This is a genomic window from Vibrio sp. 10N.286.48.B8 (genome assembly GCF_003050085.1).
Taxonomy (GTDB): domain Bacteria; phylum Pseudomonadota; class Gammaproteobacteria; order Enterobacterales; family Vibrionaceae; genus Vibrio; species Vibrio crassostreae.
Genome location: NZ_PIGD01000010.1, coordinates 142,327 through 167,968, shown reverse-complemented (window position 1 = coordinate 167,968; position 25,642 = coordinate 142,327). Strand labels below are relative to the sequence as shown.

The 25,642-nt window shown below is 44.5% G+C and carries 24 protein-coding genes; 10 read left to right on the top strand and 14 right to left on the bottom strand.

Translation table 11 applies throughout. The features are described 5' to 3' along the window. Positions 1 to 24 precede the first annotated feature (24 nt). The 5 genes from CWO08_RS13570 to CWO08_RS13550 all read right to left on the bottom strand — a co-directional run bounded on the left by CWO08_RS13570 (position 25) and on the right by CWO08_RS13550 (position 5,056). A complete protein-coding gene (locus tag CWO08_RS13570; protein ID WP_102432909.1) occupies positions 25 to 930 on the bottom strand; it encodes a MalM family protein in 906 nt (301 codons plus the stop codon). Positions 931 to 1,106: 176 nt separating this feature from the next. Then, a complete protein-coding gene (locus CWO08_RS13565) occupies positions 1,107 to 1,844 on the bottom strand; it encodes a dienelactone hydrolase family protein (RefSeq protein ID WP_102432908.1) in 738 nt (245 codons plus the stop codon). A 217-nt stretch (positions 1,845 to 2,061) separates the two neighbouring features. After that, positions 2,062 to 2,991, bottom strand: a complete 930-nt coding sequence (locus CWO08_RS13560) for a pyridoxal-phosphate dependent enzyme (RefSeq protein WP_108020622.1) — start codon at positions 2,989 to 2,991, stop codon at positions 2,062 to 2,064. Between the two features lie 92 nt (positions 2,992 to 3,083). Next, entirely contained in the window at positions 3,084 to 4,382 is a 1,299-nt protein-coding gene (locus CWO08_RS13555) for a HAMP domain-containing sensor histidine kinase (protein WP_102530469.1), read from the bottom strand. Next, on the bottom strand, positions 4,379 to 5,056 hold the full coding sequence (locus CWO08_RS13550) for a response regulator transcription factor (RefSeq protein WP_108020621.1): 678 nt from the start codon (positions 5,054 to 5,056) through the stop codon (positions 4,379 to 4,381). The genes CWO08_RS13555 and CWO08_RS13550 overlap by 4 nt, the downstream gene beginning before the upstream one ends. 125 nt (positions 5,057 to 5,181) lie before the next feature. On the opposite strand from CWO08_RS13550, the gene CWO08_RS13545 reads away from it, so the two are divergent. From CWO08_RS13545 to CWO08_RS13535, 3 genes are read left to right on the top strand one after another with little or no spacing between them, the layout of a single operon-like run. Beyond that, positions 5,182 to 6,201 (top strand): glycosyltransferase family 2 protein, encoded by a 1,020-nt coding sequence (locus CWO08_RS13545; protein ID WP_108020620.1) that lies wholly within the window; start codon positions 5,182 to 5,184, stop codon positions 6,199 to 6,201. A gap of 8 nt (positions 6,202 to 6,209) precedes the next feature. Continuing rightward, positions 6,210 to 7,697: a glycosyltransferase family 39 protein gene (locus tag CWO08_RS13540; protein ID WP_108020632.1), complete on the top strand. Its 1,488-nt coding sequence runs from the start codon at positions 6,210 to 6,212 to the stop codon at positions 7,695 to 7,697. Continuing rightward, a complete protein-coding gene (locus tag CWO08_RS13535) occupies positions 7,684 to 8,148 on the top strand; it encodes a GtrA family protein (protein ID WP_102432903.1) in 465 nt (154 codons plus the stop codon). Before CWO08_RS13540 ends, CWO08_RS13535 begins: the two co-directional genes overlap by 14 nt. A gap of 102 nt (positions 8,149 to 8,250) precedes the next feature. Here the strand turns inward: CWO08_RS13535 and CWO08_RS13530 are convergent, their stop codons facing one another. Beyond that, positions 8,251 to 10,560, bottom strand: coding sequence for a YgiQ family radical SAM protein (locus tag CWO08_RS13530; RefSeq protein WP_055319766.1), 2,310 nt, complete (start codon positions 10,558 to 10,560; stop codon positions 8,251 to 8,253). A 330-nt stretch (positions 10,561 to 10,890) separates the two neighbouring features. On the opposite strand from CWO08_RS13530, the gene CWO08_RS13525 reads away from it, so the two are divergent. Further along, positions 10,891 to 11,571: a hypothetical protein gene (locus CWO08_RS13525; RefSeq protein WP_048659617.1), complete on the top strand. Its 681-nt coding sequence runs from the start codon at positions 10,891 to 10,893 to the stop codon at positions 11,569 to 11,571. A gap of 113 nt (positions 11,572 to 11,684) precedes the next feature. Beyond that, positions 11,685 to 11,885, top strand: a complete 201-nt coding sequence (locus CWO08_RS13520; protein WP_004741624.1) for a DUF4250 domain-containing protein — start codon at positions 11,685 to 11,687, stop codon at positions 11,883 to 11,885. A 139-nt stretch (positions 11,886 to 12,024) separates the two neighbouring features. Here CWO08_RS13520 and CWO08_RS13515 read toward each other — a convergent pair whose 3' ends face one another. After that, positions 12,025 to 12,936 (bottom strand): LysR substrate-binding domain-containing protein, encoded by a 912-nt coding sequence (locus tag CWO08_RS13515; RefSeq protein ID WP_048664705.1) that lies wholly within the window; start codon positions 12,934 to 12,936, stop codon positions 12,025 to 12,027. A gap of 281 nt (positions 12,937 to 13,217) precedes the next feature. On the opposite strand from CWO08_RS13515, the gene metE reads away from it, so the two are divergent. Beyond that, positions 13,218 to 15,581: a 5-methyltetrahydropteroyltriglutamate--homocysteine S-methyltransferase gene (gene metE, locus CWO08_RS13510; RefSeq protein ID WP_102432902.1), complete on the top strand. Its 2,364-nt coding sequence runs from the start codon at positions 13,218 to 13,220 to the stop codon at positions 15,579 to 15,581. Between the two features lie 101 nt (positions 15,582 to 15,682). On the opposite strand, the gene CWO08_RS13505 is transcribed toward metE, so the two are convergent. The 6 genes from CWO08_RS13505 to CWO08_RS13480 all read right to left on the bottom strand — a co-directional run bounded on the left by CWO08_RS13505 (position 15,683) and on the right by CWO08_RS13480 (position 19,378). Further along, complete coding sequence (locus tag CWO08_RS13505) at positions 15,683 to 16,078, bottom strand: GspS/AspS pilotin family protein (RefSeq protein WP_048659614.1); 396 nt, start codon at positions 16,076 to 16,078, stop codon at positions 15,683 to 15,685. Between the two features lies 1 nt (position 16,079). Next, positions 16,080 to 16,376, bottom strand: coding sequence for a YciI family protein (locus CWO08_RS13500; protein WP_017063533.1), 297 nt, complete (start codon positions 16,374 to 16,376; stop codon positions 16,080 to 16,082). Positions 16,377 to 16,570: 194 nt separating this feature from the next. After that, positions 16,571 to 16,969 carry an acyl-CoA thioester hydrolase YciA gene (gene yciA, locus CWO08_RS13495; protein WP_009846426.1) on the bottom strand — a complete coding sequence of 133 codons (399 nt, stop codon included), beginning with the start codon at positions 16,967 to 16,969 and terminating at the stop codon, positions 16,571 to 16,573. A 267-nt stretch (positions 16,970 to 17,236) separates the two neighbouring features. Next, positions 17,237 to 17,821, bottom strand: a complete 585-nt coding sequence (locus CWO08_RS13490; protein ID WP_048659613.1) for a septation protein A — start codon at positions 17,819 to 17,821, stop codon at positions 17,237 to 17,239. Between the two features lie 133 nt (positions 17,822 to 17,954). Beyond that, positions 17,955 to 18,203, bottom strand: a complete 249-nt coding sequence (locus CWO08_RS13485) for a hypothetical protein (RefSeq protein WP_017069991.1) — start codon at positions 18,201 to 18,203, stop codon at positions 17,955 to 17,957. 287 nt (positions 18,204 to 18,490) lie between these two features. Then, positions 18,491 to 19,378 (bottom strand): LysR substrate-binding domain-containing protein, encoded by an 888-nt coding sequence (locus CWO08_RS13480; protein WP_108020619.1) that lies wholly within the window; start codon positions 19,376 to 19,378, stop codon positions 18,491 to 18,493. A 181-nt stretch (positions 19,379 to 19,559) separates the two neighbouring features. Here CWO08_RS13480 and hisC point away from each other — a divergent pair, with 181 nt between their 5' ends. After that, positions 19,560 to 20,702, top strand: a complete 1,143-nt coding sequence (hisC, locus tag CWO08_RS13475; RefSeq protein WP_048659611.1) for a histidinol-phosphate transaminase — start codon at positions 19,560 to 19,562, stop codon at positions 20,700 to 20,702. Between the two features lie 10 nt (positions 20,703 to 20,712). Next, positions 20,713 to 21,486 (top strand): ABC transporter substrate-binding protein, encoded by a 774-nt coding sequence (locus tag CWO08_RS13470; protein ID WP_048659769.1) that lies wholly within the window; start codon positions 20,713 to 20,715, stop codon positions 21,484 to 21,486. Between the two features lie 121 nt (positions 21,487 to 21,607). Here CWO08_RS13470 and CWO08_RS13465 read toward each other — a convergent pair whose 3' ends face one another. Then, entirely contained in the window at positions 21,608 to 22,927 is a 1,320-nt protein-coding gene (locus tag CWO08_RS13465; protein WP_307862841.1) for a dicarboxylate/amino acid:cation symporter, read from the bottom strand. A 410-nt stretch (positions 22,928 to 23,337) separates the two neighbouring features. Between CWO08_RS13465 and CWO08_RS13460 the strand changes: the two genes are divergently transcribed. Together CWO08_RS13460 and CWO08_RS13455 are read left to right on the top strand one after the other, a co-directional pair. Further along, positions 23,338 to 24,744 carry a nodulation protein NfeD gene (locus CWO08_RS13460; RefSeq protein ID WP_107899576.1) on the top strand — a complete coding sequence of 469 codons (1,407 nt, stop codon included), beginning with the start codon at positions 23,338 to 23,340 and terminating at the stop codon, positions 24,742 to 24,744. 82 nt (positions 24,745 to 24,826) lie between these two features. Further along, positions 24,827 to 25,624, top strand: coding sequence for a slipin family protein (locus CWO08_RS13455; RefSeq protein ID WP_048664711.1), 798 nt, complete (start codon positions 24,827 to 24,829; stop codon positions 25,622 to 25,624). Positions 25,625 to 25,642 lie beyond the last annotated feature (18 nt).

Here is a 25,642-nt window from a genome sequence, read left to right as displayed (position 1 = left end):
ATAAACGACTACTTTGAGGCTGAGTTATTGTGCTTTTTGATATTGCTTCATCGCGTCAACAAAGGAGTTTCGCATCCCTTCGATTCCTAATCGCTCAGATTCTTCAACGTAAGTCAGTGCTGCACTAAAATCTCCAGATGAAACCGAGTTTTCTATAAGAGTTTGATAAACCTCTTTCTTATTCAGTGTATTTTCCGTTAATAAATCTGATTGGGCTACGGTTGATTCTGGAATAATTTGTTGAACTCGCTTTTGACGGTTTTGTTCTTCAACAACGGTGGTTACCGCTGTGAATTTAAAATCAAAGAAGACTTTCCCGATTGCAGAATGAGGGATGGCGTAGTCCGTGTTATGAGCGATGTTTGCCTGGATATCACCAGAACGTATCGCCATATCACTTGGTTTTTCGACAGGAGTTGTTTCCGCGAGTGCTTCGCTGGTTGTGAATACGACCAAGTAAGCAGGAGCCTCGCCGTTTAAGTAACGTTCTTGCAGTTCGATTTGCGCGCCATATTGTGCACCATCAAGCAGGCTAAGTGGTTGGTACTTAATACTTTCATTGCCAATGACATCTAGCGGCTGGTAATTTTTGTCTAAGACTAAAAGTGACGGAACGAATGCTGAATAACTAGCATTTGAAGTCACTGAAAAACGAATAGCATCTAGTGTTGTAGGAAGCTTTAGCCCTCCAGCAAAGGATCGGCCCGATTTGAACTCGATCTTAGGGCTTGCTGTGGTGATCGAAACAGATGTTTCTTCTGGGTTCGTAACGCTTTGATATTGAATTGTACTCAGGTTTTCACAGCAGTTTTCGTTGTTCTGTAGTGACTCTAGCCCCGGAGAAGTTTTGTGGTAGCTAACCGGTGACTCTGTCACTGTTGAACAGGCGCTTAGTGCGAATACCGCTGGTAGAATTGCTAAATATTTCATAATTTCTCACAGTTAAAAAAGCATATCTGATTCAGAGTGCCTGATTGATAATAGAGACACACTACAAGAAAGCGCTTTCTTTTTGAGTGACGAACACCAAATTTAAAGAAATACTCGCTAATAATTAGTACGAATTAGGTAACAGGCTGCCGTTGGGCTGTTACCTAGATTGAAAGTTAACGAGATACCGAACTTAACAACTGAGTAAAGCGTTGCCATGATTTTTGGTCAGCTTCATGTTGATAGTTATTCGATCCGAATACTGTGAAGGCGTGTGGCGCACCACTATAAGTGATCATCTCATGCGGAACTTTGGTTGATTCAAGTTGAGCGGCGAGGCTTCCAAAGTCGTGCATTGAGATCATGGCGTCTGCTGTGCCATGGAATACGACAACTGGGGCTTTGGTTTGCGAGTAATCTTGTCCTTTCGGTGTCGATAAACCACCGTGGAAGGTAACATAAGCTTTCGAAGGGATACCTGCACGAGCCGCTTCTAAAACGGCAGCGCCGCCAAAACAGTAACCCATCATCACGTTATTATCTAAGTTACCTCCAAGCCTTTCGGCTTCCATTGCTCCCGCATTAAGTAGCGTACGTATTTTTGCTCTGTCTTTATACAGTTCGCCGGTGTGTTGCTTTTTGTCTTTCACTTCTGTTGGACGAATGCCTTTACCAAACAGGTCGATGGCGAACACGTTGTACCCAAGCTCATTGAGCATCTCAGAACGTTTCTTCTCGTAATCGGTTAAGCCATCCCAATCGTGTACTAATAGCACTAAAGGTGCTTGGTCGCTGGCTTCACTCCAATAGCCTTCGTAATCCACTCCATCCACTTGGTAAGTGACGTTTTCTCCTGAAATCGCTGAGATGGGCAGTAAAACTGACAAGCAGCCGAGCATAGTGAGTTTTCGCATACGTTATTCCTTTCGATGACAATTGCCGTTCCAATCGAAAGTATAGATAACGCGATGATTCTCGCCAGATTACTGTCTTTAATTTGAAGTGTAAGAGTAGAGGTAAAATATGAAAGTGAAACGCTAAAACAGCCATCACGATCAAGTGTGATGGCTGTATGACGGTGTTCTCAGATTACGGAAATTCGAATATCCAGAGCTCGGTGTGACGGGGCAATTACCAGGAAGCGTTAGTCGTGCTACGGCACATATCTGGATATTTTCGCTGATAGCGTGGCAGCATCGATTCGTTACCTAAGATACCGCCTTGGTGAATGTAGATAATGGTTTTAGTTGGGTTATCTTCTTGCCATTGTTCTAAGCATTGCCACATCAATGGGTCGTAAAGCAGGTCAAACTCGATGTCGGTTTGCTCTTGTAGATCCAACCAAGTTTGATAATCCTGTTGATACAATTTTCCAAAGTGGTGTTTGGTTTCGAGCGATAAGATCTGTGGATGTTCGGTTTCACCTAGCTCATTAAATTGCTGCGTTAAATAGTCGCTACCACCGACACAAGCACAGGTTAAGACCGGGATGTTGTGCAGTTTTAAATGCTTATGAAGATAGAGAGCAGTGCTGCCTGTCCCTGCGGGGAGTGCGACCACAAAATCGTGTTGGTTTTCGAAGCGAGTCCAGCTCAGTATTTCCATTGCCAATTGCTTAACACCATACTCAGCAAGCTGAGAGCGTCCACCCTCTGGTAATACAATGCAGTGGGAGTCAGGTTGTCTTACTTGCTCAATATACGCTTGTGGATGAAGCTCAGAGCCTGTCTCTTTGACTGAAATCACCTTAGCGCCAAGGTCTACTGCACCACGGTAATTACCTATTGGGCGTTCTAGTAGCCACTCGGGAAGATGATCGACGTAGAACTCAAGCGTCCAACCTTTGATCTTTGCCAGTGCCGCGAGTGAGAACAGAGAGTTAGCCTGCGCAGAACCATAGCTGATCAAGGTTGTGGTCTCTGGGTGCTCGTCTTCCAGCAGCTTCATGAACTTGCGGGCTTTGTTACCGCAAAAGTGTGAGTGAAGTTGATCGTCACGCTTTAAGAAAAAGGCGTGGTCGTTAAATTGATGCTGAGTTACAGGGCTATTATTTAGTTTCATCGCACTTAAACAAAATGCTGACTAAAGAGCCAGCATTTTTAAATCAAATAGGACGGACGAGTATCTAGTAGCCAGAGGCGGCTGTAAACCAACTAAATCAAGTTTTCGTTCGATATTGACTCGGATGAATCGGCTTGAAAGGTGATCTTGGCTGTGCATCCACTACAGCTGCGATTGAACAATTCAAAGTCCCAATGAAAACGCTGACACAAGTCATCGACAATCAACAAACCTAGCCCATGTCCATTCGGGTTGTATTGCTCCTGCAGGCCTTCGCCTTGATCTTCAATAATAAGACTGTCTTGAGAAAGGGTGATAGTTACTGTACCGCTATTAGTTGCTGCAATCGCGTTTCTTAACAAGTTACCGACCAACATATTCATGATCGCGCTGGTGGCTTGAATGGTTGGTTCTGATTGAACTTGTAAGGTTATCGCGACTTCCTTCTCGTCAGCCTGCAACGAATTTTTAGAAACGATAGTCTCTAGCTCTTGCTGGCTGAATAAACGTAGAGGTGCATCGTCACTGTTTCTTTCATAGCGAACGAGACCAAGCAGTGCATCGACCATTTCAGACATTTGAACAATGGCTTCATCAATACGTTCAACCTGACGAGATTGAAATTCGGTTGTTTCGCTTCTCAGTAACAGTTTGTTGGCACCACGAGCAACAGTCAACGGAGTTCTTAGTTCATGACTTGAGTAGCGTGCGAAAGCTTGCTCGCGTTTTACTAGAGAATTGATTTCTCTTCTGTATTGATTGAGTTGATCCGTCAACTGACGAAACTCCACCGCCGCATCGTCATTCACTCCAAATTCTTCGTTTAGATTGAGCTTATTGGATTCAAGCTGTTCAGACAGGGAGTTGAAGGGCTCAATCAGCCGTTTAGACAACCGATAGAGCAGAGCTCCGAAGCTGAATATTAGAATAGAGAGAAGGGCTAATACAAATGTGGTGGCATAAACGAGCTCAAAGACACTAAGCTCGACACGGTCTATTTCAGAAAGCAGAACAATAGGGTGAGTTCTACCTTCATGAGTATACTCGCCTACATAGACCATGCGAGATTCTGGATCTTCACCGACCTCACCAATGAAATTTTCTTTGCCTTCAATATACTTTAAATACTTTTTCGGTAGATAGGAAAGATCGTTGTAAGCGATAGTCAGGTCATCAATACGAAGCTCTCCACTTTCGCCTGACTGGAATAACCCGACTGCATAGTTGCGGTCAATTAGGATGCGTCTTTCACCCACGCGGTCTTCCGACAAGTACAGGGCTGTGATAAATACCACATAGACAAATGCCGACACAATTACGGCCATTAACCCAAAGAAAACCGCTAAGCGGCCCGTTAGGGTTTTTGTGCTTGTAAGAACATTTGAAATCAATTCGATGGCTCCAATCGGAAGCCAACTTTAGGCACCGTAATTAACATCTGAGTGTCAAAAGGCTTGTCGAGTTGATTACGTAACTGATAAATGTGACTGCGCAACACATCATTGTTGGGCTCGTTTTCTTCCCATAACTTGTAGGAAATAGTTTCACGAGTGACTACTTCAGGTGCGCTTTGGCACAGCATCTCAAGTATGGTGTAAGTGGTTGGATTGAGCGCTAGTAGTTTATCTTGGCGGTAAGCTTTACGGGTTTTTTGGTCGATGGTGAGTTCATCGAACTGAAGTTTTGAAGAGGCGACTTTTCCGCGGTAACGACGGACTAACGCGTTCATTCTTGCTTCTAGAATATCCAAATCAAAAGGCTTGGTGAGGTAATCATCGGCACCGTGTTCAAAGCCTTTCAGCATATCTTCTCGGCTATCTAAGGCGGTCAGCATCAAAATAGGTGTCGCGTTACCTTGGTCTCGCAGTTTATTACAAACCGTTAGGCCGTCCATTCTCGGTAACATTAGATCCAATATGATGATATCAAATGAGTGTTCCAACGCGAGTTGTAGGCCAAGTTCACCGTTGTCTGCGTAATCGAGTTCCATGCCAATACACTCAAAATAATCAAACAAGACACCTGCAATTTCACGGTTATCTTCGACTAATAGAACTCGTTTCATTTTGATTCTCATACAGAAATAGACAGTAACATTATCCTGAGTGAGCGTGAAAAATATGTCAATAACATAACTTTCACTTATGGGAGGGTAGATTGGCTTCAGATTAAAAAATAGAAGAACGTATTATGTCTGAACTTCATATTAGCCGCCCTAAGATATCTACATCGCAGATCAATCCTGCGGTCTCTTTGTCTATCATTGTGCCTTTTTACGATGAACAAGAGGTATTGGAAGAGTTCCACTCTCGCCTTACCAAGGTGCTTGATAGCTTACCGATCACGAGTGAGATTGTTTATGTCGACGATGGCAGCAAAGACAACAGCTTGGACTTGGTGAGTTCATTCACTTCAATCAACAGCTCAATCTCGGTGATTGGTTTAAGCCGTAACTTTGGTAAAGAGTCAGCCATGAGTGCTGGTCTTGAGCATTGCCGAGGACAAGCGGTGATCTTGTTAGACGCAGACCTGCAAGATCCGCCGGAGCTGATCCCACAAATGGTTGCCAAGTGGCGCGAAGGCTATGACGTTGTGAATATGCAGCGCAGCCAGCGTGATGGTGAAACGTGGTTTAAGAAGTTTTCAGCGGCGAGCTTTTACAAAGTCATGAATGTGGCTGCGAAAATCGATGTTCCTGAAAATGTCGGTGATTTCAGACTGTTGAGCCGTGAAGTCGTCGACCATATCAATCAACTTCCTGAACGTAATCGCTACATGAAAGGTATTTTCTCATGGCCGGGTTTTAGGCAAGCAACGATTCAGTTTAAGCGCGACGCGCGCTTTTGTGGTGAGACCAAGTGGAACTACTTGAAGCTGGTTGGCTTGGCGATGGATGGCATCACTTCATTCTCTATCCGCCCACTGCGTATTGCGACGGCCGTTGGTGGCTTAGTGGCACTTACTGCTTTCGTGTATGGCGTCTTCATCGTGTTCAAAACCATGATGTTTGGTGAGCCCATCACGGGCTATCCGTCAATGATGGTCGTACAGCTTGCCCTTGGCGGTATCCAACTGTTGTGTGTTGGTTTAATGGGAGAGTACATAGGTCGTATTTTCATTGAAACCAAGAATCGTCCTTTGTATCTGATCCAATCGGTGGTCGATACACCGGCATTAAAAACACATTTTAAATTAGAGGAGTCAGCATGAGCCTGAACCTGAACCTGAACCGAACGCACCTATGGTACTTGTTGGCTTTTGCATTGGTTTTAAGGCTTTTATCTTTGGCAACCTATCCATTAATGGATACCACAGAAGCGCGCTATGGCGAAATGGCACGTCTGATGGTGGAAACTGGGAATTGGTTAACGCCTCAGTTTGATTACGGTATTCCTTTCTGGGGTAAGCCACCGTTGTTTACATGGATGAGCGCTGCCGGTATTGAGTTGTTCGGCCTGAGTGAGTTTGCCGTTCGCGCACCACATTGGTTAGCGGGTGTAGCAACGATTTTGTTGACCGCTTACATGGCGAAACGAACAGGGCAAAGTGCGTTGGTTGCCGCGGTAGTGTTGGCGACATGTGGTATTTTCTCTATTGCGGCAGGTGCTGTGATGACAGACATCGCGTTAACCTTAGCGATGACTATTGCCATGCTGGGTTTCTACCTATGTTGGCTAGGAGGAGAAGCGGGGAAGGGTGAAGGGAGTGCGAAGACTAATCGATCTTGGGGTTATGTTGGTTTCATTGGTTTAGCACTAGGCTTGCTTGCAAAAGGGCCAGTAGCGATTGTGATCATGGGTATCGCAGTTTTCCCTTGGTTGGTATTACAACACGGCTTCTTTGGTGCTTTCAAAGCGCTTTGGCAACGTTTCCCATTGTTGTCTGGTTTAGGTGTGATGTTAGCGATTGCTCTACCTTGGTACATCATGGCTGAAATGGCAACGCCGGGCTTCATCGACTACTTTATTGTTGGCGAACACTTTAAGCGTTTTGTTGTGAGTGGCTGGGAAGGTGATCTGTACGGTTCTGCTCATGACCAAGCACGAGGTATGATCTGGGTATTCTGGATTCAAGCCGCTGCGCCTTGGTCAATTGTTTTGCCTATATTGGCGTTTGTTCGCCGTAAGAAAATTGCAGAAATTAACACTGAGAATAGTGGGCTGTTTTCATTTCTTGTCTGTTGGTTGATTTCACCTCTGATTCTTTTCACTATGGCGGGCAATATTCTCCCAGCTTACGTCCTACCAGGTATTCCGGCTCTTGGCTTGTTGATTGCTATACTCGTAGTGGAAAAAGATAAGAAGTGGTTCTCGAGCGTGGCTTTGGTTCTGCCTGTGTTGCTAATGATTGCGATGGTCTACCTGAATCTCGGCAAGGCGAACGAGAAAAGTGACCGTATTATTTTCGAACAGATTACGGATTCTGCGCCAAGCTTTTACGTGGGTAAACGACCATTCTCTGGGCAATTTTACAGTCATGGTCAAGCGAAAAGACTTCTCGATATCGAGCAGATAGTGGGCATTGATAAGTTCTATCTGATTGGTAAAAGATCTGAAGTGGAAACCAAGATTAAAGACAACGCGTTAACTTGTATTTTGGAACCAACGGTGAAAATAAAGCGTGCTTTGTTCAGCTGCCATAGCCAAAACATCAAACCAAATTTGTCGTTGAGCCACATTCGAAGTGAAAGTGATGTTCAGCATTAACTCAGGGCTGCAAATGTTCAATAATAAGCTTCAGGCACACAGTCAAAAGCTCCAATCCCATCACAGGATGGTTCGATTTGCTGTGGTTGGTGCTGGTGGATTTGTTGTTGATTGTGCGGTATTTGCCTTTCTGCATTACATTGCTGGTTTGCCTTTAATGACGGCGAGAATAGGCTCGTTCATTGCTGCTGCAACGACAACGTGGTTTGGTAATCGCGTGCTGACTTTTGGATTCAAAGGTCAGGGGAGTTGGTCCGAAAAGTTGATCCAGTGGCAGAAATTCATGTTTTCCGCATCGATATCGGCGATTCCTAATTTGTTGTGCTTTAAGTTGGTGACGGAACTGTTGCCTGCATTTACTGGGGCCGTGTTTATCGCAATGGCGGTTGGTATCTTAGTGGGTATGGTCACCAACTATTTGTTTAGTCAGTATTGGGTATTTACTCGTTAGACAACTCAGTGAGATTTTTGATGAGTTGGCAAAAACAAAAAAGCGCAGCTAAATAGCTGCGCTTTGTGTTTTTACGATAACAGAATAAATTGGCTTGCGATATTAGCGTTGTGCTGCGCGCTGGCGGTTCTTGCCGTTACTTGCAGGTTTGCCACCTTGACCATTACCGCCTTTATTGCGGTTTGGTTTGCCGTTTCCGCTGCCATTACCTTGTGATTGCTGACTACCAGGACCTTTCTTAATGAAGCCTGTCGCTGGTTTACGACCGTTACCGTTGTTACTACCACCAGCGTTTTGCTTTCCGTTACCTTGGTTAGCATTGCCTTGGCTACCGTTACCAGTAGGCTTCTTGCCACCAGATTTAGAGTGATTACGTGGCTTCTCGCCGCCTAAACCCGGTTGAGATTTGCTGTGTTTAGTCGCAAAACGTTGTGAACCGTGACGACCAGACTTACGACGTTGTGCTGGCGTTTGAGCATCAAAGTCTTCTGCTGGTACTAGGCAGTTTACTTTGTCGCCGATCAAGTGCTGTTTGCCCATACTGATCAGCGCTTCACGGATGATCTTCCAGTTTTCAGGATCGTGGTAACGTAGCAGTGCTTTATGGAGACGACGTTGACGATCACCTTTAGGTACAGGAACATCTTCACGCTTCTTATATTTCACGCGTTTCAGAGGGTTGGTCTCTGAGTAGTACATCGATGTTGCATTACACATTGGCGATGGGTAGAAGTTCTGTACTTGGTCACATTCGTAGTTATGCTTTTTCAGCCACATTGCAAGGTTAAGCATATCTTCGTCTTCTGTGCCCGGATGAGCAGAGATGAAGTAAGGAATCAGGTACTGTTTCTTACCGGCTTCAGCGCTGTACTTCTCGAACATCTCTTTGAAACGATCGTAAGTGCCCATGCCCGGTTTCATCATCAGGTCCAACGGGCCTTTTTCAGTATGCTCTGGAGCAATCTTCAAGTAACCACCAACGTGGTGAGTCACAAGCTCACGAACGTATTCTGGAGACTCAATCGCTAGGTCGTAACGAACACCAGAAGCAATCATGATCTTCTTAACGCCCGGTACTTTTCTTGCTGAGCGGTACAGGTCGATGGTGTGTTGATGGTCTGTGTTTAGCTTTTCACAGATTTTCGGGAACACACATGATGGACGACGGCAGTTAATTTCTGCTTTTGGATCTGAACAACCTAAACGGTACATGTTCGCCGTTGGACCACCTAAGTCAGAAATAGTACCGGTAAAGCCCGGTACTTTATCTTTAATGTCTTCGATCTCATCCAAGATAGATTCTTTCGAACGGTTTTGAATGATACGACCTTCGTGCTCTGTGATTGAACAGAAAGAACAACCACCAAAACAACCACGCATGATATTAACCGAGGTTTTGATCATGTCGTATGCTGGGATTTTCGCTTTACCGTACATCGGGTGAGGAACACGCTTGTAAGCAAGGCCAAACACGTAATCCATCTCTTCTGTAGTCAGTGGAATTGGCGCTTGGTTAACCCAGAGCTCACGATCACCGTGACGTTGAATCAGAGCACGACCCGAGTACGGGTTTGTCTCAAGGTGTAGAATACGGCTAGCGTGAGCGTAAAGAATACGGTCATTGTTTAGCTTTTCGTAACCTGGGATACGAACTGCTGTAGTTTTTGCATCGTGACGAGAAGGGCGAATAGTAATAGGCTGCGCTTTTACTTCTTCTTTTTCGTCTTTCTTGGTATCACACTGGGTTTCAACTTCGTATGGGTTAACGGGAACATACGCTTTGTTCGGCTTTTCGATACGAGAAGAGTCAATGATTTTGAAGCCTTCAGGCGCTGCTGGAAGATTGATAGCAGTACCGCGGATATTGGTTAGCGTAGACATGTCTTCGCCGTCGGCAATGCGATGTGCCACTTCAACCAGTGCACGTTCAGCGTTACCAAAAAGAAGAATGTCGGCTTTTGCATCAAACAATACAGAGCGACGAACTTTATCCGACCAGTAGTCGTAGTGCGCAACACGGCGCAAGCTTGCTTCAATACCACCAAGAACGATTGGCGTGCCTTTGTAAGCTTCACGACAGCGTTGAGAATAAACCAGAGTTGCACGGTCAGGACGCTTGCCACCTTCATTGTTTGGTGTGTAAGCATCATCGTGACGTAATTTGCGATCAGAGGTGTAGCGGTTGATCATGGAGTCCATGTTACCCGCTGTGATGCCGAAAAATAGGTTAGGTTTACCTAGCTTCATGAAGGCATCTTTATTGTCCCACTTTGGTTGAGCAATAATGCCTACGCGGAAACCTTGAGCTTCAAGCAGACGGCCGATGATAGCCATACCAAAGCTCGGGTGATCGACATACGCATCACCAGTTACAATAATAATGTCACAGCTATCCCATCCAAGAGCATCCATCTCCTTTCTACTGGTAGGCAAAAAGGGTGCAGTTCCGTAGCACTCGGCCCAGTATTTTTTGTGTTCGTGAATAGGAGTGATATCGCTGTACATATTTCAACCTCTGATTTTTGAGGCGGGAATTATAGCGGCATGAGACTAGACTAGCCAGTAGAACATGCCCCTGTTAGTTCTGGTGTCTTTCGCTATATCGCTTTTAAAAGCATCAAAAGAGCCATACAACAGCATAGTTGAAGCCTTGAATAACGTCGCTAATTTGTGATTTTGATTAGTGTTCGCAGCAGTTTTTGATATTATTCGCGAAAATAAGTCTGAAGAAGTAGATCCACAATGGTCGAAACGTTATTAGTACAATTTGCTCCGATGCTTTTAGGAGCCCAACTGATCTTAACCCTCATCTTGGTGAAAGGGGATATTTGCCCGGGACAACGTGGCCGTATTCACAAGATGTTACCTGCAATTGGCGTGCTTTGGCTGGCGGTTGCCTCAGTAAAAATTGAAGCCTTTCTGGTCGTGTTCGCAATTTTTTATTTCTATTCTCAAGTTCAAACTAAGAAGACTCGTGATTCTGGCCCTATCTGGGTTATGTATTTGGCGTGTGGTTTGGCGTTATCTTACGTTGCTATTCAAGCGACGGAGCAAGCAACCACAGTCGGCATCATTACGACTCTGCTGTTGGTCGTATTGTTAGGTGCTGCGTTTGGTCATTTACTGCTGACGATCGCAAGAACGCGTTTGCAAGCTTTCCACCGTGTTTTGCCAGTGGTGGGTGTATTGGCGGGTATGTTGGTGGTACTGGCAACAGTCGTGAATGTTTACTCACTCTCTGAAGCTCAGTTAGAGCCAGTAATTTCCACGTTACTATTTAGCTTCGCTTTGTTGATCTCTTCTATCGTGGTGTGGTGTTGGCATCTACTGTTCGTTAAGACACCTGAAAAGCTTCAACTTACGGTTTCATTGTTGATGTTATTAGCGGCTGCTGTTGGTTTAACGCCAGTTTGGGCATTGTAACTTCGGGCATTGTAACCACGTATATGATTTAAGAAGTGTGATCTGTTTTTTAGCGTGACCTTGGTAAGCGTTCTAAACTTAACTCTAGTCAGTGTGTTCGTAAGGAGTACGAGATGGATTTAAGCAACGTCAAAAGCCTGGATAGCATTATCTTGCTGGGAATAGTGAACGAAAAACTGCGCTTAGAGTGCGACAGTTTTGAAGAGCTCATTAGCATGTATGAGATGGATATAGAAAGTGTCGTCGGTAAGCTTGATATGCTTGGCTATCAATACGACCCACTGACTAACCAGTTTAAATCTTACGCAAGATAGTCTATTTTTCGCGAATCAACAGGTATCGAAAATCATCGGTACTGAAACTAAAAAGTCACAGATTATCTGTGACTTTTTTTGTTTCTGGCATTTGTTTCTTGTGCTTGGTGTAAGCGGAGTTAGTTGATGATGGTTATTGTTAAACGACCTCAATACCATCAAGGTGACTCTTACTCTGTTGCCTTGCCGTACTAAAGAAAGCCTGTAGGTAACGCTTGTCTTTTTCTGAGTTTCTTACTGCAGCAAACAGTCTTCTCGAAAGCCCTTTACCTAACGGCTTGCTGGCTATCAAGCCTTGCCTTGAGAACTCACTGATTGCCCAGTTTGGTAATGCCGCGACACCTAATCCTGCCGATACCATTTGCACCAACATCAAGGTGTTGTCTGCCTGCTTCCACTTCTTAGGTTCTACACCTGCAGGTTGCAAAAAGTGCTTCACGACATCTAAACGCTGTTTTTGAACTGGATAGGAGAGCATCGTGAGATCGCTAAGATCTTGCGGTTCAATGCTTGGCTTTTCAGCCAAAGGCGAGTTTATTGCAGTGATCAAACGCATCTCGAAATCAAAGAGTGGCTCATAATGAACCTCTGAACGCGGCTGTATATCAGAGGTGATCACCAAATCTAATTCACCAGCCATTAATGCGGGCAGCGGCTCAAAACCAAAGCCTGACGAGAAATCTAGGGTTACGCTTGGCCAAGCAACTTGGTATTCCTTCAAAGCGGGCATTAACCATTGGAAGCATGAGTGACACTCGATCGCCATGTGCAAACGGCCATTCACATCCTCTTTCAGGCTTGCGAGTTCGTTCTCTGCTTTAGCGATTCTTGGCTGTATCTCATCGGCGAGCTTAAGCAAAATCTCACCTTCAGAGGTGAATTTAACTGGCCTAGTTTTACGAAGGAAAAGCTGACCGCCAATACGCGCCTCAAGGTCTTTCAATTGATGAGAAAGCGCCGACTGCGTCAGATGAAGAGAGGTTGCAGTTGCTGTCAGTGAGCCGCTGTCTCTCAAGGTAGTCAATGTTCGAAGGTGTTTAAGCTCTATCATGAGTATTCCTCATATTCCCTAAGCCAATTCAATATTTCTTAATAATCACCCTACGGGGTTTTTTATCATTTGTAAACGTCTAGATGTCTAGATGGTTTTGAGTTCCTCATCTTTGGTTTATTCAAGATGAATATTTTTAATAAACAAGATGAATATTTGGACGTTGTTCATTATTCAGATTGGGTGGATAGTTTAGCCATCCAGACGCCTTTTTGATAAAGCGTAATCTTCAATAGGTGGTCTGAAAAGATACTAACAATTATTGAATAAGGAACAGGCTCATGACTACGACAACGCATATTCTTGGCTACCCACGCATCGGTGAAAAACGCGAACTGAAATTTACATTAGAGAAGTACTGGCGCGGCGAGATTGGCCAGTCAGAGCTTAAGCAGCTCGGCAGCGAACTGAGAAATCGTAACTGGAATGTACAAGCCGACGCGAATCTAAGCTTTGCAACTGCGGGTGACTTCGCATGGTACGACCATGTGTTAACAACGACTTTGCTTTTGGGTCATGTGCCAAAGCGTCACGCTGGTGGCTCTGAAGAAGAGAAAGCCTTCCCAGACTTAGATACCTTGTTCCGTGTTGGTCGCGGGCAATCACAAACTCAAATACAATCTCAAAAGCAGCCAACTTGTTGTGGCGGGAAACATGGTTCAGAAAGTGCTCAAGACGGTGCAGCTGCATCTGACATGACCAAGTGGTTCAACACTAACTACCACTACATTGTGCCCGAATTCAGTAAAGATGATTCGTTTGACGTGAGCTGGCCGCAACTGTTTGATGAAGTGAATGAAGCTATTCAAGCTGGGCATAAGGTTAAGCCAGTCCTTCTTGGCCCGCTGTCTTACTTGTACCTAGGCAAAGAAGTGGAAGAGGGCTTTGATCGCCTAAGCTTGCTTCCACGCCTGCTTACTGCCTACCAAGCGATTTTGGCTAAACTTTCCAAGTTAGGTGTTGAGTGGGTGCAAATCGATGAGCCTATCCTTTCTCTGGAACTTGAAAAACGTTGGGCTGATTCATTCAAGTTGGCTTATCAAGTGATTCAAGGTGATGTAAAACTGCTGCTTACCACTTACTTTGATTCGGTGACTGACACGTTAGATAAAATCATAGAACTGCCCGTCAATGGTTTACACATCGATTTGGCTGCTGCGCCACAACAACTCGATGAAGTCGTGAGTAAACTACCTGAAGAGTGGGTGCTGTCTGCAGGTGTCATCAACGGGCGCAATGTTTGGCGAGCAGACTTGGCTACTCAGCTAGCGAAACTGCAACCAGTGAAAGAGAAGTTAGACGATAAGCTTTGGGTCGCAAGTTCATGTTCGCTGCTGCACAGCCCAGTTGACTTAGAGTTAGAAGATTCACTTAGCGATGAAGTGAAAAGCTGGTTTGCTTTCGCGAAACAGAAAGTCACGGAAGTTAGCTTATTGGGTGCTGCGCTTGACGGCGATCAAAATGCCATATTAGCGTGTGAGACTTATAGCCAACCTATTGTTGCACGTAAGAGCTCGACTCATGTGAACAAGCCTCAAGTACAGGCTCGTCTTAGCACGATTACCAAAGCATTAGCAGAGCGTAGTGCTCCTTATGCAGAACGTGCGGTTCATCAGTCTGAGGTGCTGGGTTTACCACTATTGCCAACCACAACCATTGGTTCGTTCCCACAAACAGGGGAGATCCGAATTCAGCGTAGTGCTTACCGAACCGGCAAACTGAGTGAAGCGGAATACACAACCGCATTGAAAGGCCATATTGCGGATGCGGTGAAACGCCAAGAAGCGCTAGATTTGGATGTGTTGGTTCATGGTGAAGCGGAACGTAATGATATGGTGGAGTACTTTGCAGAAAATCTAGCGGGCTTTCAAACCACTAAATTTGGTTGGGTGCAAAGCTACGGTTCTCGCTGCGTGAAACCAGCTATTGTAGTCGCGGATATCGAGCGTGAGAAACCGATGACGGTGGAGTGGTCTACCTATGCCCAATCTCTAACTTCTAAACAAATGAAAGGGATGTTAACTGGCCCTGTCACTATCTTGTGCTGGACGTTCCCACGTGAAGACATCTCACGCAAAGAGATCACTAATCAATTGGCATTTGCGCTGCGTGATGAAGTGTCTGACCTACAAGATGCAGGAATCAATATTATTCAGATTGATGAACCAGCGATTCGTGAAGGTTTACCATTGAAAAAACGTGACCACGCAGAATATTTAGAATGGGCCGTCGATGCCTTTAAGATCTCGGCCGCGAGTGCTAAACCAGAGACGCAAATTCATACTCACATGTGCTACAGCGAGTTCAACGAAATCATTGATTCAGTGGCCGCATTAGACGCCGATGTGATTACCATTGAAACCTCTCGTTCAAATATGGAACTATTGAAAGCGTTTGAAGAGTTTAACTATCCGAATGCGATAGGCCCGGGTGTTTACGATATTCACTCGCCAAACATCCCTTCAGAAGAGTGGATTATTGATTTACTTAAGAAAGCGGCAAAGAGAATTCCGGTTGAACGTTTATGGGCAAACCCTGACTGCGGACTGAAGACGCGTAACTGGGCTGAGACAGAAGCCGCCTTGGCCAACCTTGTATCGGCGACGAAGACACTGCGTAAAGAGTGGGAATCAGCTGAGGCATAGTTCGGCCTAAGATTTGATTGACCCGCTAATCCACGATGAACCACAAAAAAGGCCTCGCAAATGCTAGGCCTTCTGGTTTTATGCTTGTTTAAATCTCGAATCTAACTGCTGCTCTGACAGGTATTTTTGCTGATCAGCTTCTCAACCATCAATTGTCCGCGTGTGTTACGAATCTTGATGTTGTAAGCCAAGCCCATGTCAAGGTTTGCTCTTACTTCTGAGTTAGTGCAGTAGCTATTCACACTCATGTCTACAACTTGGTTTAAAGGCTTAGCACCTTTTGCATCTTGGTTGTAGATCATCATGATTTCGATAACCGTGTTTTTTGCTAATACGCGCATGACCGACAGCGGGCCGTACTCAATCGGCAGGCCAGCAGATAAAACGCCAGCACGGTGCTGCGCCATCATCTCTAGCTGTCTTTGTTCGTCATGCTCACTTGATGAACAGCCTGCGAGCAGAGCTAAAGTCAGTGAGCCAATAATCCATTTTTTCACGTTAAAATACTTTCTTGAATGGTTTAACAATAACATTTTGGTAGACACCAGCAGCGATGTACGGGTCTGCGTCTGCCCATGTCTGTGCATCTTCTAAAGAATTAAACTCAGCAATCACAGTCGAACCTGTGAAGCCAGCTTCACCAGGGTTATCTGAGTCAATGGCTGGCATTGGGCCTGCTGTTAACAGTCGGCCTTCATCGTGAAGTGTTTGTAGGCGTTCTAGATGTTGTGGGCGAACACTTAGGCGCTTTTCTAATGAATTTTCGACGTCTTGAGAAAAAATCACGTACCACATATTGAGATATCCTTATTTTACTTCACTAAATTGGGGCGTTTAAATTCGCTATCTTGCTAATTTACGCGAACTAATTGGTATTGGAAGAGCTAATGATAAGAAATTGTGAATTGGTGCGAGAGAGCTCTATGGTCTTTAGCTATTTCATTGACTCGAACTAAAGACCATTTACGTAAACGACGGAGTGAAAAGTCCTATTTATTGATAGAGCGAGGCTTACCACTTTCATCAACCGCGACGTAGTTGAATGTCGCGCCACAAACCTTGTAACGGTCACCGATGCCGTGGTCAAGTACCGGCTTAACCCATACTTCTAGGTCGATATTCATCGAGCTGCGACCAATCTTAGTGCAATCACCATAAACACATACCACATCACCCACAGAGACTGGTTGTTTGAACTCGATACTTGATACTGAAACTGTGACTATTTTGCCGTTAGAGATCTCTTTCGCCAAGATACCGCCAGCTAGGTCGAGCTGAGACATTATCCAACCACCGAAAATCTGGCCTGCTGCATTTGTATCAGAAGGCATCGCTAATGTGCGAAGAAGTAAAGAACCAATCGGGTTCAAAGTTGATTGAATAGTCATTGTTGTACTCTTGATGGTATTGATTATCTTAAATAAAAACAGATGTGTTGACTGGTTAAGCACATTGGCAAATGAGTGCATTGAACAACAAGAAACCAGATTGCCGCTAATTTAGTGAGATTGTCAGTAAATAATAGGCTTTATTTTGACCAGTTTCTGCAACACAAAAAAGCCAGTGGCCAATGATCACGAGTATCATTGGCCACTGTTAAATAGCATATTGATAAGAATTGTATCAAAAAGGGAATGAGGACTCATCCCTTAGGGTTACTTCTCGTCGGTATTTTTGTCTGTTAGTTCTTGCTGTTGGTCTTTTTGTAGGTGCTGATCTTTTGGTAAATGCTTATAAATATATACACCCGTCAGTAAGGTGAAGAGCAGGGTAGCGATGAGTAAGCCAAACACCTTGAAGTTCACCCAAACATCCAACGGTAGGTTGAAAGCAACGTAAACGTTGAGAATAGCGCATAGAGTAAAGAACAGAGTCCATGCCCAGTTGATCTTGGCCCACACTGACTCAGGAAGTGAAATCTCTTTGCCCAACATTCCTTTAATAGCTGACTTGCCCATGATGTGACTGACTGTCAGGCCGATAGCAAACAGCGCGTAAACGATGGTCACTTTCCACTTAATGAAGTTGTCGTCGTGCAAGAAGATGGTCATGCCGCCAAATACGGCAACCATCAGAAACGTGATGATCTGCATTTTTTCTACTTTCTTGTAGATGAAATACGTCAAAACAATTTGAACTGCAGATGCAACGATCAAAGCACCAGTCGCGGTATAGATGTCATACATCTTGTACAGCGCAAAGAAAATAATGAGAGGAATGAAATCAAGGATTTGCTTCATGTGGCACTGACTATCCAGTTAGTTGAGTTGCAGACAGTCTAACGAAAACTGTCTCGATGCTAAATAGCCCGAGACAATTGGGTGCCATTTAATTCCATCTAACCCTTCATCGTGTTTAACGAGTTTAGACAGGTTATCGCATTGACGAGGTTTGGTAGCGAGGTATCAGCTTCTTGATGTCTTCAAGATAACCTTCGCTTTTCAAACTGTCTAAGGTGTTTTCGAGTTCTTGCTCACTCATGGCAAAACATGTCGATTTACCGGTCGTTAAGTCGAGATACTCGTGATATTCACGTTCTGTGAAGTGACCAATTCTGTCCATTAATAAGGTTTTAATTCCATGGTGAATTAAGCCGTAATACGTATGTCTTTGTAAGGTCATAGCCTATCCTCCGTGACAAGCTGCAGTTCAAATGATGCAACCTGCTGTATATTGGTTGGGTTATCTATGACAAAGCAATTCGAATGCCATTTTTTCCAATTGAACAGAACCACTTTCCTACCAAATAGAATTGAATTTCTTTTCAATTAGTTAAAGGAACGTAAGTTCTATTCTCTAAACACCAATACGGAGCTGACGAAAAATAGTTTTATTTTGAGAATGGTAAAATTCTCATTATGACGATCTACTGAAGCTTTAAGGCTCCTGAATTGGCAATTTGATAACCGTTAATCGACTAGCCAATCGACTAAGGTTGATAGCGAGGCATTCTGACGGTTCTTGGGTTGTAATAGGAAGTAACCATTTCCAGAGAAGACACTGCCTTCACTCACTTTCACCAATCTGCCCAAATCAATATCTTGCTTAGCAAGCGTGATGTCACCGATTGCTATACCAAAGCCCTGAATCGCGGCATTCATCGCTTGGTCGAGTGTCGCGAATTGTTGGTTGTTCTTGCTTGAAAGGTCATGGCTTCCTATGTGCTCTAACCATAGTCGCCAGTCACTCTGCTCATTGTTAGCGTGCAACCAAGTGTACTGAGCAAGCTTGTGTGGCTTGATGACAGTTGAAGTGCTATCTATCAGGTGACTTGGAACAATACTCTGTGTTTGGCAGACAGGAGCTAGTTGCTCGTTGAACAGTAGTTGGCTAACAATTGAGTGTTGGCTTGGTTTCTTGCCATAAGTAATCACCGCATCGAAGGGATCAAAGCTTGGCTCAAAAACGTGCTTGATGGTCGAAGTGAGCTCGACATCAATATCAGGATAGGCCTGTTGAAATGACATCAACTTGGGTAAGAGCCAAGAGGTAATACAACTCGGAGCATTGAGTTTGATCTTAGAGGGAGAGCTAGCCACTTGATTCAGAGCCGATTGCAGTTGATGAATCGTTCCTTGTATCAAGGGAACCAGCTCTTCTCCTTTCGGCGTTAAAGACAATCCTCGAGCATGGCGATAGAAGAGGTCGCAGCCAAGGCTTTCTTCAAACGAGAGTACCTGACGACTCACTGCACCTTGCGTGACATTGAGCTCATGTGCCGCGCGCGTAAAGTTAAGGTGCCTTGCCGTCGATAAAAATGCGAGCAAGGTTTTGGTTGAAGAAAGTGTGCTATTCATATCTTTACCTATGACTTTTTATCATGGCTATTATGTGATTATTTCGATTCATTTATCAATAGTGTTCTGTTTGAATGTAAATACTTAGTCATCATTTGTGATTCAATATGTGCATGGTTCACATTTTTTGAATATGAAGGCAGTGGTGAAGACATTGTGATTTTGTGAAAGGGATAGCTTCTTGACATCTTTTATTGATAGCTTAGTGCCTCAGGCTGTAAAAAAATTAATACCTTATCAATCGGCAAGAAGAATTGGTGGTGATGGACGTGTATGGCTAAACGCGAACGAATTGGAAAGCTCGCTGTTTCAAGGAGAAGCCAGCCATAATCGTTACCCAGACTTTTTACCACAAGATATTGCCAAGGCTTACCAAGCGTATTGCGGAACTGACGCTGCAACTGTTGCTGTTCGTGGCGCTGATGAAGCGATTGACTTGCTGATCAGAACATTCTGTAAGCCCGCGAGTGACAATATCCTGATTTGTTCACCAACGTATGCCATGTATGAGTTTTGCGCTGATGCATTAGCGATTGAAACGCTCGACTCTCCTTTGCAGGAAGATTTCAGCTTAGATGTTGCTGACATTCTGAATAAAGCTGAGTTGGTCAATATCGTTTTCCTTTGTTCACCAAACAATCCAACGGGTAATGTGATTCCCAGATCGGATTTGATTCAGGTACTGGAAGGGACTATCGGGAAATCTCTAGTGGTGGTTGATGAAGCGTATATCGAATTTGAACCACAAACGTCAGCCGTTAGCCTTATTGAGCGTTATCCGCACTTGGTTGTGATTCGCACTTTATCTAAGGCGTTTGGACTTGCTGCGGTGCGCTGTGGCTTTATCTTAGCGAGTCAAAATGTGATGCAGTATGTCGCTAAATTAATTCCACCGTATCCAATGCCAGATTGCTCATCGCAAATCGTGCTAGACGCTTTGTCTGATGAACGAGTCTCAGTGATGCAAGGTGCTACACAAAAGCTGGTCGAACTACGCAACTGGTTTGCTTGTGAGTTAACGCAGTTTGATTTCATCGAGTCTGTTTACCCTTCATCGACGAACTTTATTTTGCTGCGTCAAAAACCTGGGCATCAAGTGTTCAGTGTATTGGCGAAGGATGGCATTGTGACAAGGAATCAAAACCATGAACCTGCTTTGCGTAACTGTGTTCGAATCAGTATTGGTAGCCAAGAGAGCATGCTAGAAGTGATAACGTCACTAACACGCTACCAAACCGAATTAGAAAAGAATCAACAAGGCAGACAAATTCAACAATCTCAACATAAAGAAACTCAATCTCAACTCGATAAAGATCATATCTAGGATGGCAATGATGAAAAAGATAATACTAGGACTCGCTTGTGCGGCCGCTTTACTTGGTACAACGGTACAGGCGAAAGAAATCCGTTTGGCGTCAGACTTTACGTATCCGCCATTCAACTATAAAAACAGTGACGGTGTGCCTGTTGGGTTTGATATTGAGATAGCTGATGCCTTGTGTGAGCAAGCCAAACTCGATTGTACTTGGGTTTCACAAAGTTGGGACTCGCTAATTCCAAGTTTGTTGGCAAGAAAGTCAGATGTGATTATGGCTTCAATGCGTATTACCGAAGAGCGTAAGCGTAAGATCTTGTTTACTGATAAGTACTACCAAACTCCAGCCGTGTTTGTTGCTGCTAAAAGCGCGGAATTCAGCGTCGATGAGGCCGGCTTAGCGGGCAAAACCATCGGTGTTCAACAAGGCACGATTCACGATCGCTACGTAACAGATAAGTTTGGTGATGTGGCAAACATTAAACGTTATACCGGGCAAGATGAAGTGTATCTGGATCTGCAAAATGGCCGTTTAGATCTTACCTTCGGCAATTCCGATCAACTGTCGCTCGCTTTTTTAGATAAGAAAGAAGGTGAGGGTTTTGAATTTAAAGGCAAAGCAGTAACTGACAAAGCCTACATTGGTGAAGGTACGGCTTTAGCACTAAGAAAACAGGATTCAAAACTGGCGAAACAATTCAATGCCGCGATTGAAGAGATCAGAGCAAATGGTACTTACGACAAGATTGCTTCTAAGTACTTCACGTTTGATATCTATGGCGCTGATTTGTAATTCGCGTAACGCTTATAACTAGAACACCAAAAACAAAAAATCCGAGGGCTGTGAGGCTCTCGGATTTTTTAGTTTAAGCTGGTGGTATCAATTCAATCACCACCAACTTAGCGTTTATTGATTACGCTTGCTGTTTTTGTAGCTCAGCTTCTTTCGCTTCGTCTTTGATTAGAGAATCAACGATTACTGCACATGCTGCATCACCAGTGATGTTCAGAGCAGTACGAATCATGTCGAAGATACGGTCTAGAGCGAACAACAGAGGTAGACCTTCGATAGGGATACCAGCTGCTAGAAGAACCGCAACCACTAGGAAAGAAGGACCTGGAACACCTGCTTGACCAACTGCGCCTAGCGTAGAGGTTACGATGATAGCAACGTAAGCACCCATAGACAGGTCGATGTTGAACAGCTGTGCAAAGAAGATAGCAACTAGGCCGTAGTAAATTGCATTACCAGACATGTTGATCGTCGCACCAAGTGGTAGAACGAATGAAGCCGTAGAGTTACGAACGCCAAGTTCTTTCTCTACCGTTTCCATTGTTACTGGCAGTGTCGCCATTGAAGAGGCTGTTGATAGTGCAACCGCTTGAGGCTTCTTCATTGCCACTAGGAACTTCTTAGCTGAAGTCTTAGTGAAGATCTGAATCATCAGTGGGTAAGCAACAAAACCGAAGATCAGGATCGCAGCGATGTAAACAACGAACAGTTTGAACACAACCATAAGTGCGCCAAAACCGAATGTACCAACTGCTTCTGCCATTAGGCCGAATACGCCAAGTGGTGCAATGATCATAACCTTGTTGATCATCCAAACCATAGCGTCAACAATCGCGTTTACGCCATTGATGATAGGATCACGTTTTTCTTTCGCTTGTTTAGAAATCGCAATACCGAAGAATAAGCAGAAAACGAGAATTTGCAGAATGTTTGCTTCATTCAATGATTGGAAAACGTTGGTAGGGATCATGCCAGTGATGGTTGCCCAGAACGTTGGAAGTTCGCCTTTCGCAGCGTATTCAGAAGAGAACATGCCTTCTACGCCAGAAACATCGATACCACGACCCGGTTCGAATACTTCACCCATTACTAGCGCTAGCGCTACAGCAAGTGCAGACGTTAGTGCAAAGTAACCCAATGTAGTTACGCCGACTTTACCTGCAGATGAACTGTTGCCTAAACCAGCAGCACCTGAAATCAGTGCAACTGCGACTAGAGGGATAACCAACATCTTGATCAAGTTGATGAAGATAGCACCCAGTGGAGCGAACATAGTTGCGCTGTCACCCATCATCGCACCAACTACAGTACCGACGATCATTGCAATAACGACTTGAACGCCGATGTTGCTTAGTAAACTCTTTTCTTTTAACACTTCCATAACCTCTGTGCTACTAAATATAAAAATCCCAGAACTACTCACCAATGTACGATGTACCATTGGATTAATATTTCGCGACGAGTTTTACACGTATCCTTTACATTTATCAATATGAGCAGAGGTGAAAGTCTCTGAAAAACAAGTGGTCTAATGTCATTTGTTGATTTTGCACAACAATGCAATCGTTTGCCTTGGTTTTTTATAGCGATGTTATTTGTTGAATTTATAAAAGCTTTTTCGCTGGAGGTTTTGTGAATGATTTACAATCGTTGGTGTTGAAAACGTCCCATTAACATTTTGATTTCATTCGCGAGTGTTTTTTGAGCGTTTGTGTTGGGGTAAATCCACAAGTACGTGTTGTGTGAAATTTAGCCTGAACTATGCTTAAGGTATCTATTTATTACCAAGATGTTACCTCTGCGCTTTAAATAAAACGTCTATCTAGCATCTCAGTTGTAAGGAGAGGGGCTATGACTTTTATATTAAAGTACTTGTTTGCGTTTCTTCTGTTGCTCAGCTCAGTGTTTGCTCAGGCCGATGATGTCTGGGTGATTGAGGTGAACGGAGGGATAGGTCCGGCGACCAGTGATTACCTCACTAGAGAAATAGAACAAGCTCACGATGAGCAAGCAAAGCTCATTATTTTGAAAATGAACACGCCTGGCGGGTTAGACTCATCGATGCGTGACATTATTCGATCCATCACCACCTCACCGATTCCAGTCGCTACTTGGGTTGGGCCTGCGGGTTCACGAGCAGCGAGCGCCGGTACCTATATTTTACTTGCCAGCCACGTTGCTTCCATGGCGCCCGGAACCAATTTAGGCGCAGCCACGCCAGTGTCTCTTGGTGGTGGCAAAGCGCCGACTAATCCCTTGTCGCCTCAAGACGATACCAATAAAGACGACAACACTTCTGCGAGTGAACAAGACGCAACGAAACAAGAGAACTCAGATCAGGTAAAAGCCACCACTGCGATGGAAAAGAAAGTCATCAATGATGCAGCGGCTTACATTGTCAGTTTGGCTAAGCTGCACAAACGTAACGAAGAATGGGCAGAAAAAGCGGTAAGAGAAGCGGCGAGTTTGGACTCAGAGAATGCACTTTCGCTTAACGTGATTGATTTTATTGCCAGCGACCTTCAGCAATTGGTTGAACTGATCAACGGACGCATCATCACCATCAACGGGGTCAGTCAGGAAGTCCAACTTAGTGATGTTGCTTTTGTCGAGCGAGAACAAGACTGGCGCTTTAGTTTGCTTTCGGTGATTACGAATCCAAATGTCGCTTACATCCTCATGCTCATCGGTATCTATGGTTTGTTGCTGGAGTTTTATAACCCAGGGGTCGGCTTACCAGGTGTATTGGGCGGTATCTGTCTGTTATTGGCGATGTACTCGTTACAAATGCTGCCTGTGAGTTACGCGGGTCTTGCTTTGATCTTGTTGGGTATAGCTTTAATGGTTGCGGAAGCCTTTAGTCCGAGCTTTGGTATTTTCGGTTTGGGTGGCGTTGCTGCATTTACATTGGGCTCAATCATGCTGATGGACACTGAAGTACCGGGTTACCAAATCGCATTGCCGTTAATTATCGGAATCAGTTTGCTCTCTGTAGCGTTTATTGTCGTAACAATATCAATGCTAGTCCGAGTCAGAAATAAGCCAGTGACGACTGGGATGGAAGCGGTGGTTGGCGAGACGGGTAAAGTTGTAAGCGGTTTTCCTGGCGCGGGTCGAGTGCTGGTTGAAGGTGAAATCTGGCAAGCTAAATGCGTCAATGAACTGAAAGCAGGACAGAGTATCAGAGTCACCAAGCTCACCGGGCTTTCTTTGGATGTTGAAGCGCTGCCCGATGAGACACCATCGAACTCTGGTTAGCACGGGCTGTTAGCGCGGAATGCTAGGACAAACTTGATTGAATTATTTATTGCTTAACCATCGTTACCATTAGGGGGCGGTTATGTTTATACACACTATAGGTATTGTTATCGTGCTTGTTATCTTGTTGATAGCTAGTATGTTCAGAGTTCTGCGCGAGTACGAGCGTGCAGTAGTGTTCTTCTTAGGGCGCTTTTACGGTGTGAAAGGGCCAGGGTTAATTATCATCATTCCCTTCATTCAACAAATCGTGCGAGTCGACTTGCGAACCATCGTTTTAGATGTACCAACACAAGATTTGATCACCAGAGATAATGTGTCGGTTAAGGTTAACGCTGTGGTCTATTTCCGAGTGCTTGATCCTAAGATGGCAATCAACAACGTGGAGAACTATCTCGAAGCCACTAGCCAACTCTCACAAACCACGTTGCGGTCTGTTCTAGGTCAGCATGAATTGGATGAGCTGTTGTCTGAGCGAGAAGAGCTCAACAGAGATTTACAATCAATTCTTGATCAGCACACCGATAACTGGGGGATTAAGATTGCCAATGTCGAGATTAAGCATGTTGATCTTGATGACAGTATGGTGCGAGCTCTTGCGAAACAAGCAGAGGCAGAGCGTTCTCGTCGAGCTAAGGTGATACATGCAACAGGTGAGCTAGAGGCATCCACTAAGCTAAGAGAAGCCGCAGAAGTACTGAACAAAGCGCCTAACGCCATTCAGTTACGTTATATGCAGACATTAACCGAGGTCGCGAATGAACGCACTACGACCATCGTATTCCCAATGCCTGTCGATTTAGTGGATAAAATCACTGATCCCATTAAAGCGACACTCAATGAGGCTGCAATCAAGAAGGCGATGAAAGTTGATGATTAGCGACTTTTTCTGACAACA

What these genes read in the sequence shown, in the direction of transcription:
- CWO08_RS13570 (WP_102432909.1), bottom strand. Translation starts at nt 930, where the DNA reads ATGAAATATTTAGCAATTCTACCAGCGGTATTCGCACTAAGCGCCTGT.
- CWO08_RS13565 (WP_102432908.1), bottom strand. Translation starts at nt 1,844, where the DNA reads ATGCGAAAACTCACTATGCTCGGCTGCTTGTCAGTTTTACTGCCCATC.
- CWO08_RS13560 (WP_108020622.1), bottom strand. Translation starts at nt 2,991, where the DNA reads ATGAAACTAAATAATAGCCCTGTAACTCAGCATCAATTTAACGACCAC.
- CWO08_RS13550 (WP_108020621.1), bottom strand. Translation starts at nt 5,056, where the DNA reads ATGAAACGAGTTCTATTAGTCGAAGATAACCGTGAAATTGCAGGTGTC.
- CWO08_RS13545 (WP_108020620.1), top strand. Translation starts at nt 5,182, where the DNA reads ATGTCTGAACTTCATATTAGCCGCCCTAAGATATCTACATCGCAGATC.
- CWO08_RS13535 (WP_102432903.1), top strand. Translation starts at nt 7,684, where the DNA reads ATGTTCAGCATTAACTCAGGGCTGCAAATGTTCAATAATAAGCTTCAG.
- CWO08_RS13530 (WP_055319766.1), bottom strand. Translation starts at nt 10,560, where the DNA reads ATGGATGCTCTTGGATGGGATAGCTGTGACATTATTATTGTAACTGGT.
- CWO08_RS13525 (WP_048659617.1), top strand. Translation starts at nt 10,891, where the DNA reads ATGGTCGAAACGTTATTAGTACAATTTGCTCCGATGCTTTTAGGAGCC.
- CWO08_RS13520 (WP_004741624.1), top strand. Translation starts at nt 11,685, where the DNA reads ATGGATTTAAGCAACGTCAAAAGCCTGGATAGCATTATCTTGCTGGGA.
- CWO08_RS13515 (WP_048664705.1), bottom strand. Translation starts at nt 12,936, where the DNA reads ATGATAGAGCTTAAACACCTTCGAACATTGACTACCTTGAGAGACAGC.
- metE (WP_102432902.1), top strand. Translation starts at nt 13,218, where the DNA reads ATGACTACGACAACGCATATTCTTGGCTACCCACGCATCGGTGAAAAA.
- CWO08_RS13500 (WP_017063533.1), bottom strand. Translation starts at nt 16,376, where the DNA reads ATGTGGTACGTGATTTTTTCTCAAGACGTCGAAAATTCATTAGAAAAG.
- yciA (WP_009846426.1), bottom strand. Translation starts at nt 16,969, where the DNA reads ATGACTATTCAATCAACTTTGAACCCGATTGGTTCTTTACTTCTTCGC.
- CWO08_RS13490 (WP_048659613.1), bottom strand. Translation starts at nt 17,821, where the DNA reads ATGAAGCAAATCCTTGATTTCATTCCTCTCATTATTTTCTTTGCGCTG.
- CWO08_RS13485 (WP_017069991.1), bottom strand. Translation starts at nt 18,203, where the DNA reads ATGACCTTACAAAGACATACGTATTACGGCTTAATTCACCATGGAATT.
- CWO08_RS13480 (WP_108020619.1), bottom strand. Translation starts at nt 19,378, where the DNA reads ATGAATAGCACACTTTCTTCAACCAAAACCTTGCTCGCATTTTTATCG.
- CWO08_RS13470 (WP_048659769.1), top strand. Translation starts at nt 20,713, where the DNA reads ATGAAAAAGATAATACTAGGACTCGCTTGTGCGGCCGCTTTACTTGGT.
- CWO08_RS13465 (WP_307862841.1), bottom strand. Translation starts at nt 22,927, where the DNA reads ATGGTACATCGTACATTGGTGAGTAGTTCTGGGATTTTTATATTTAGT.
- CWO08_RS13460 (WP_107899576.1), top strand. Translation starts at nt 23,338, where the DNA reads ATGACTTTTATATTAAAGTACTTGTTTGCGTTTCTTCTGTTGCTCAGC.
- CWO08_RS13455 (WP_048664711.1), top strand. Translation starts at nt 24,827, where the DNA reads ATGTTTATACACACTATAGGTATTGTTATCGTGCTTGTTATCTTGTTG.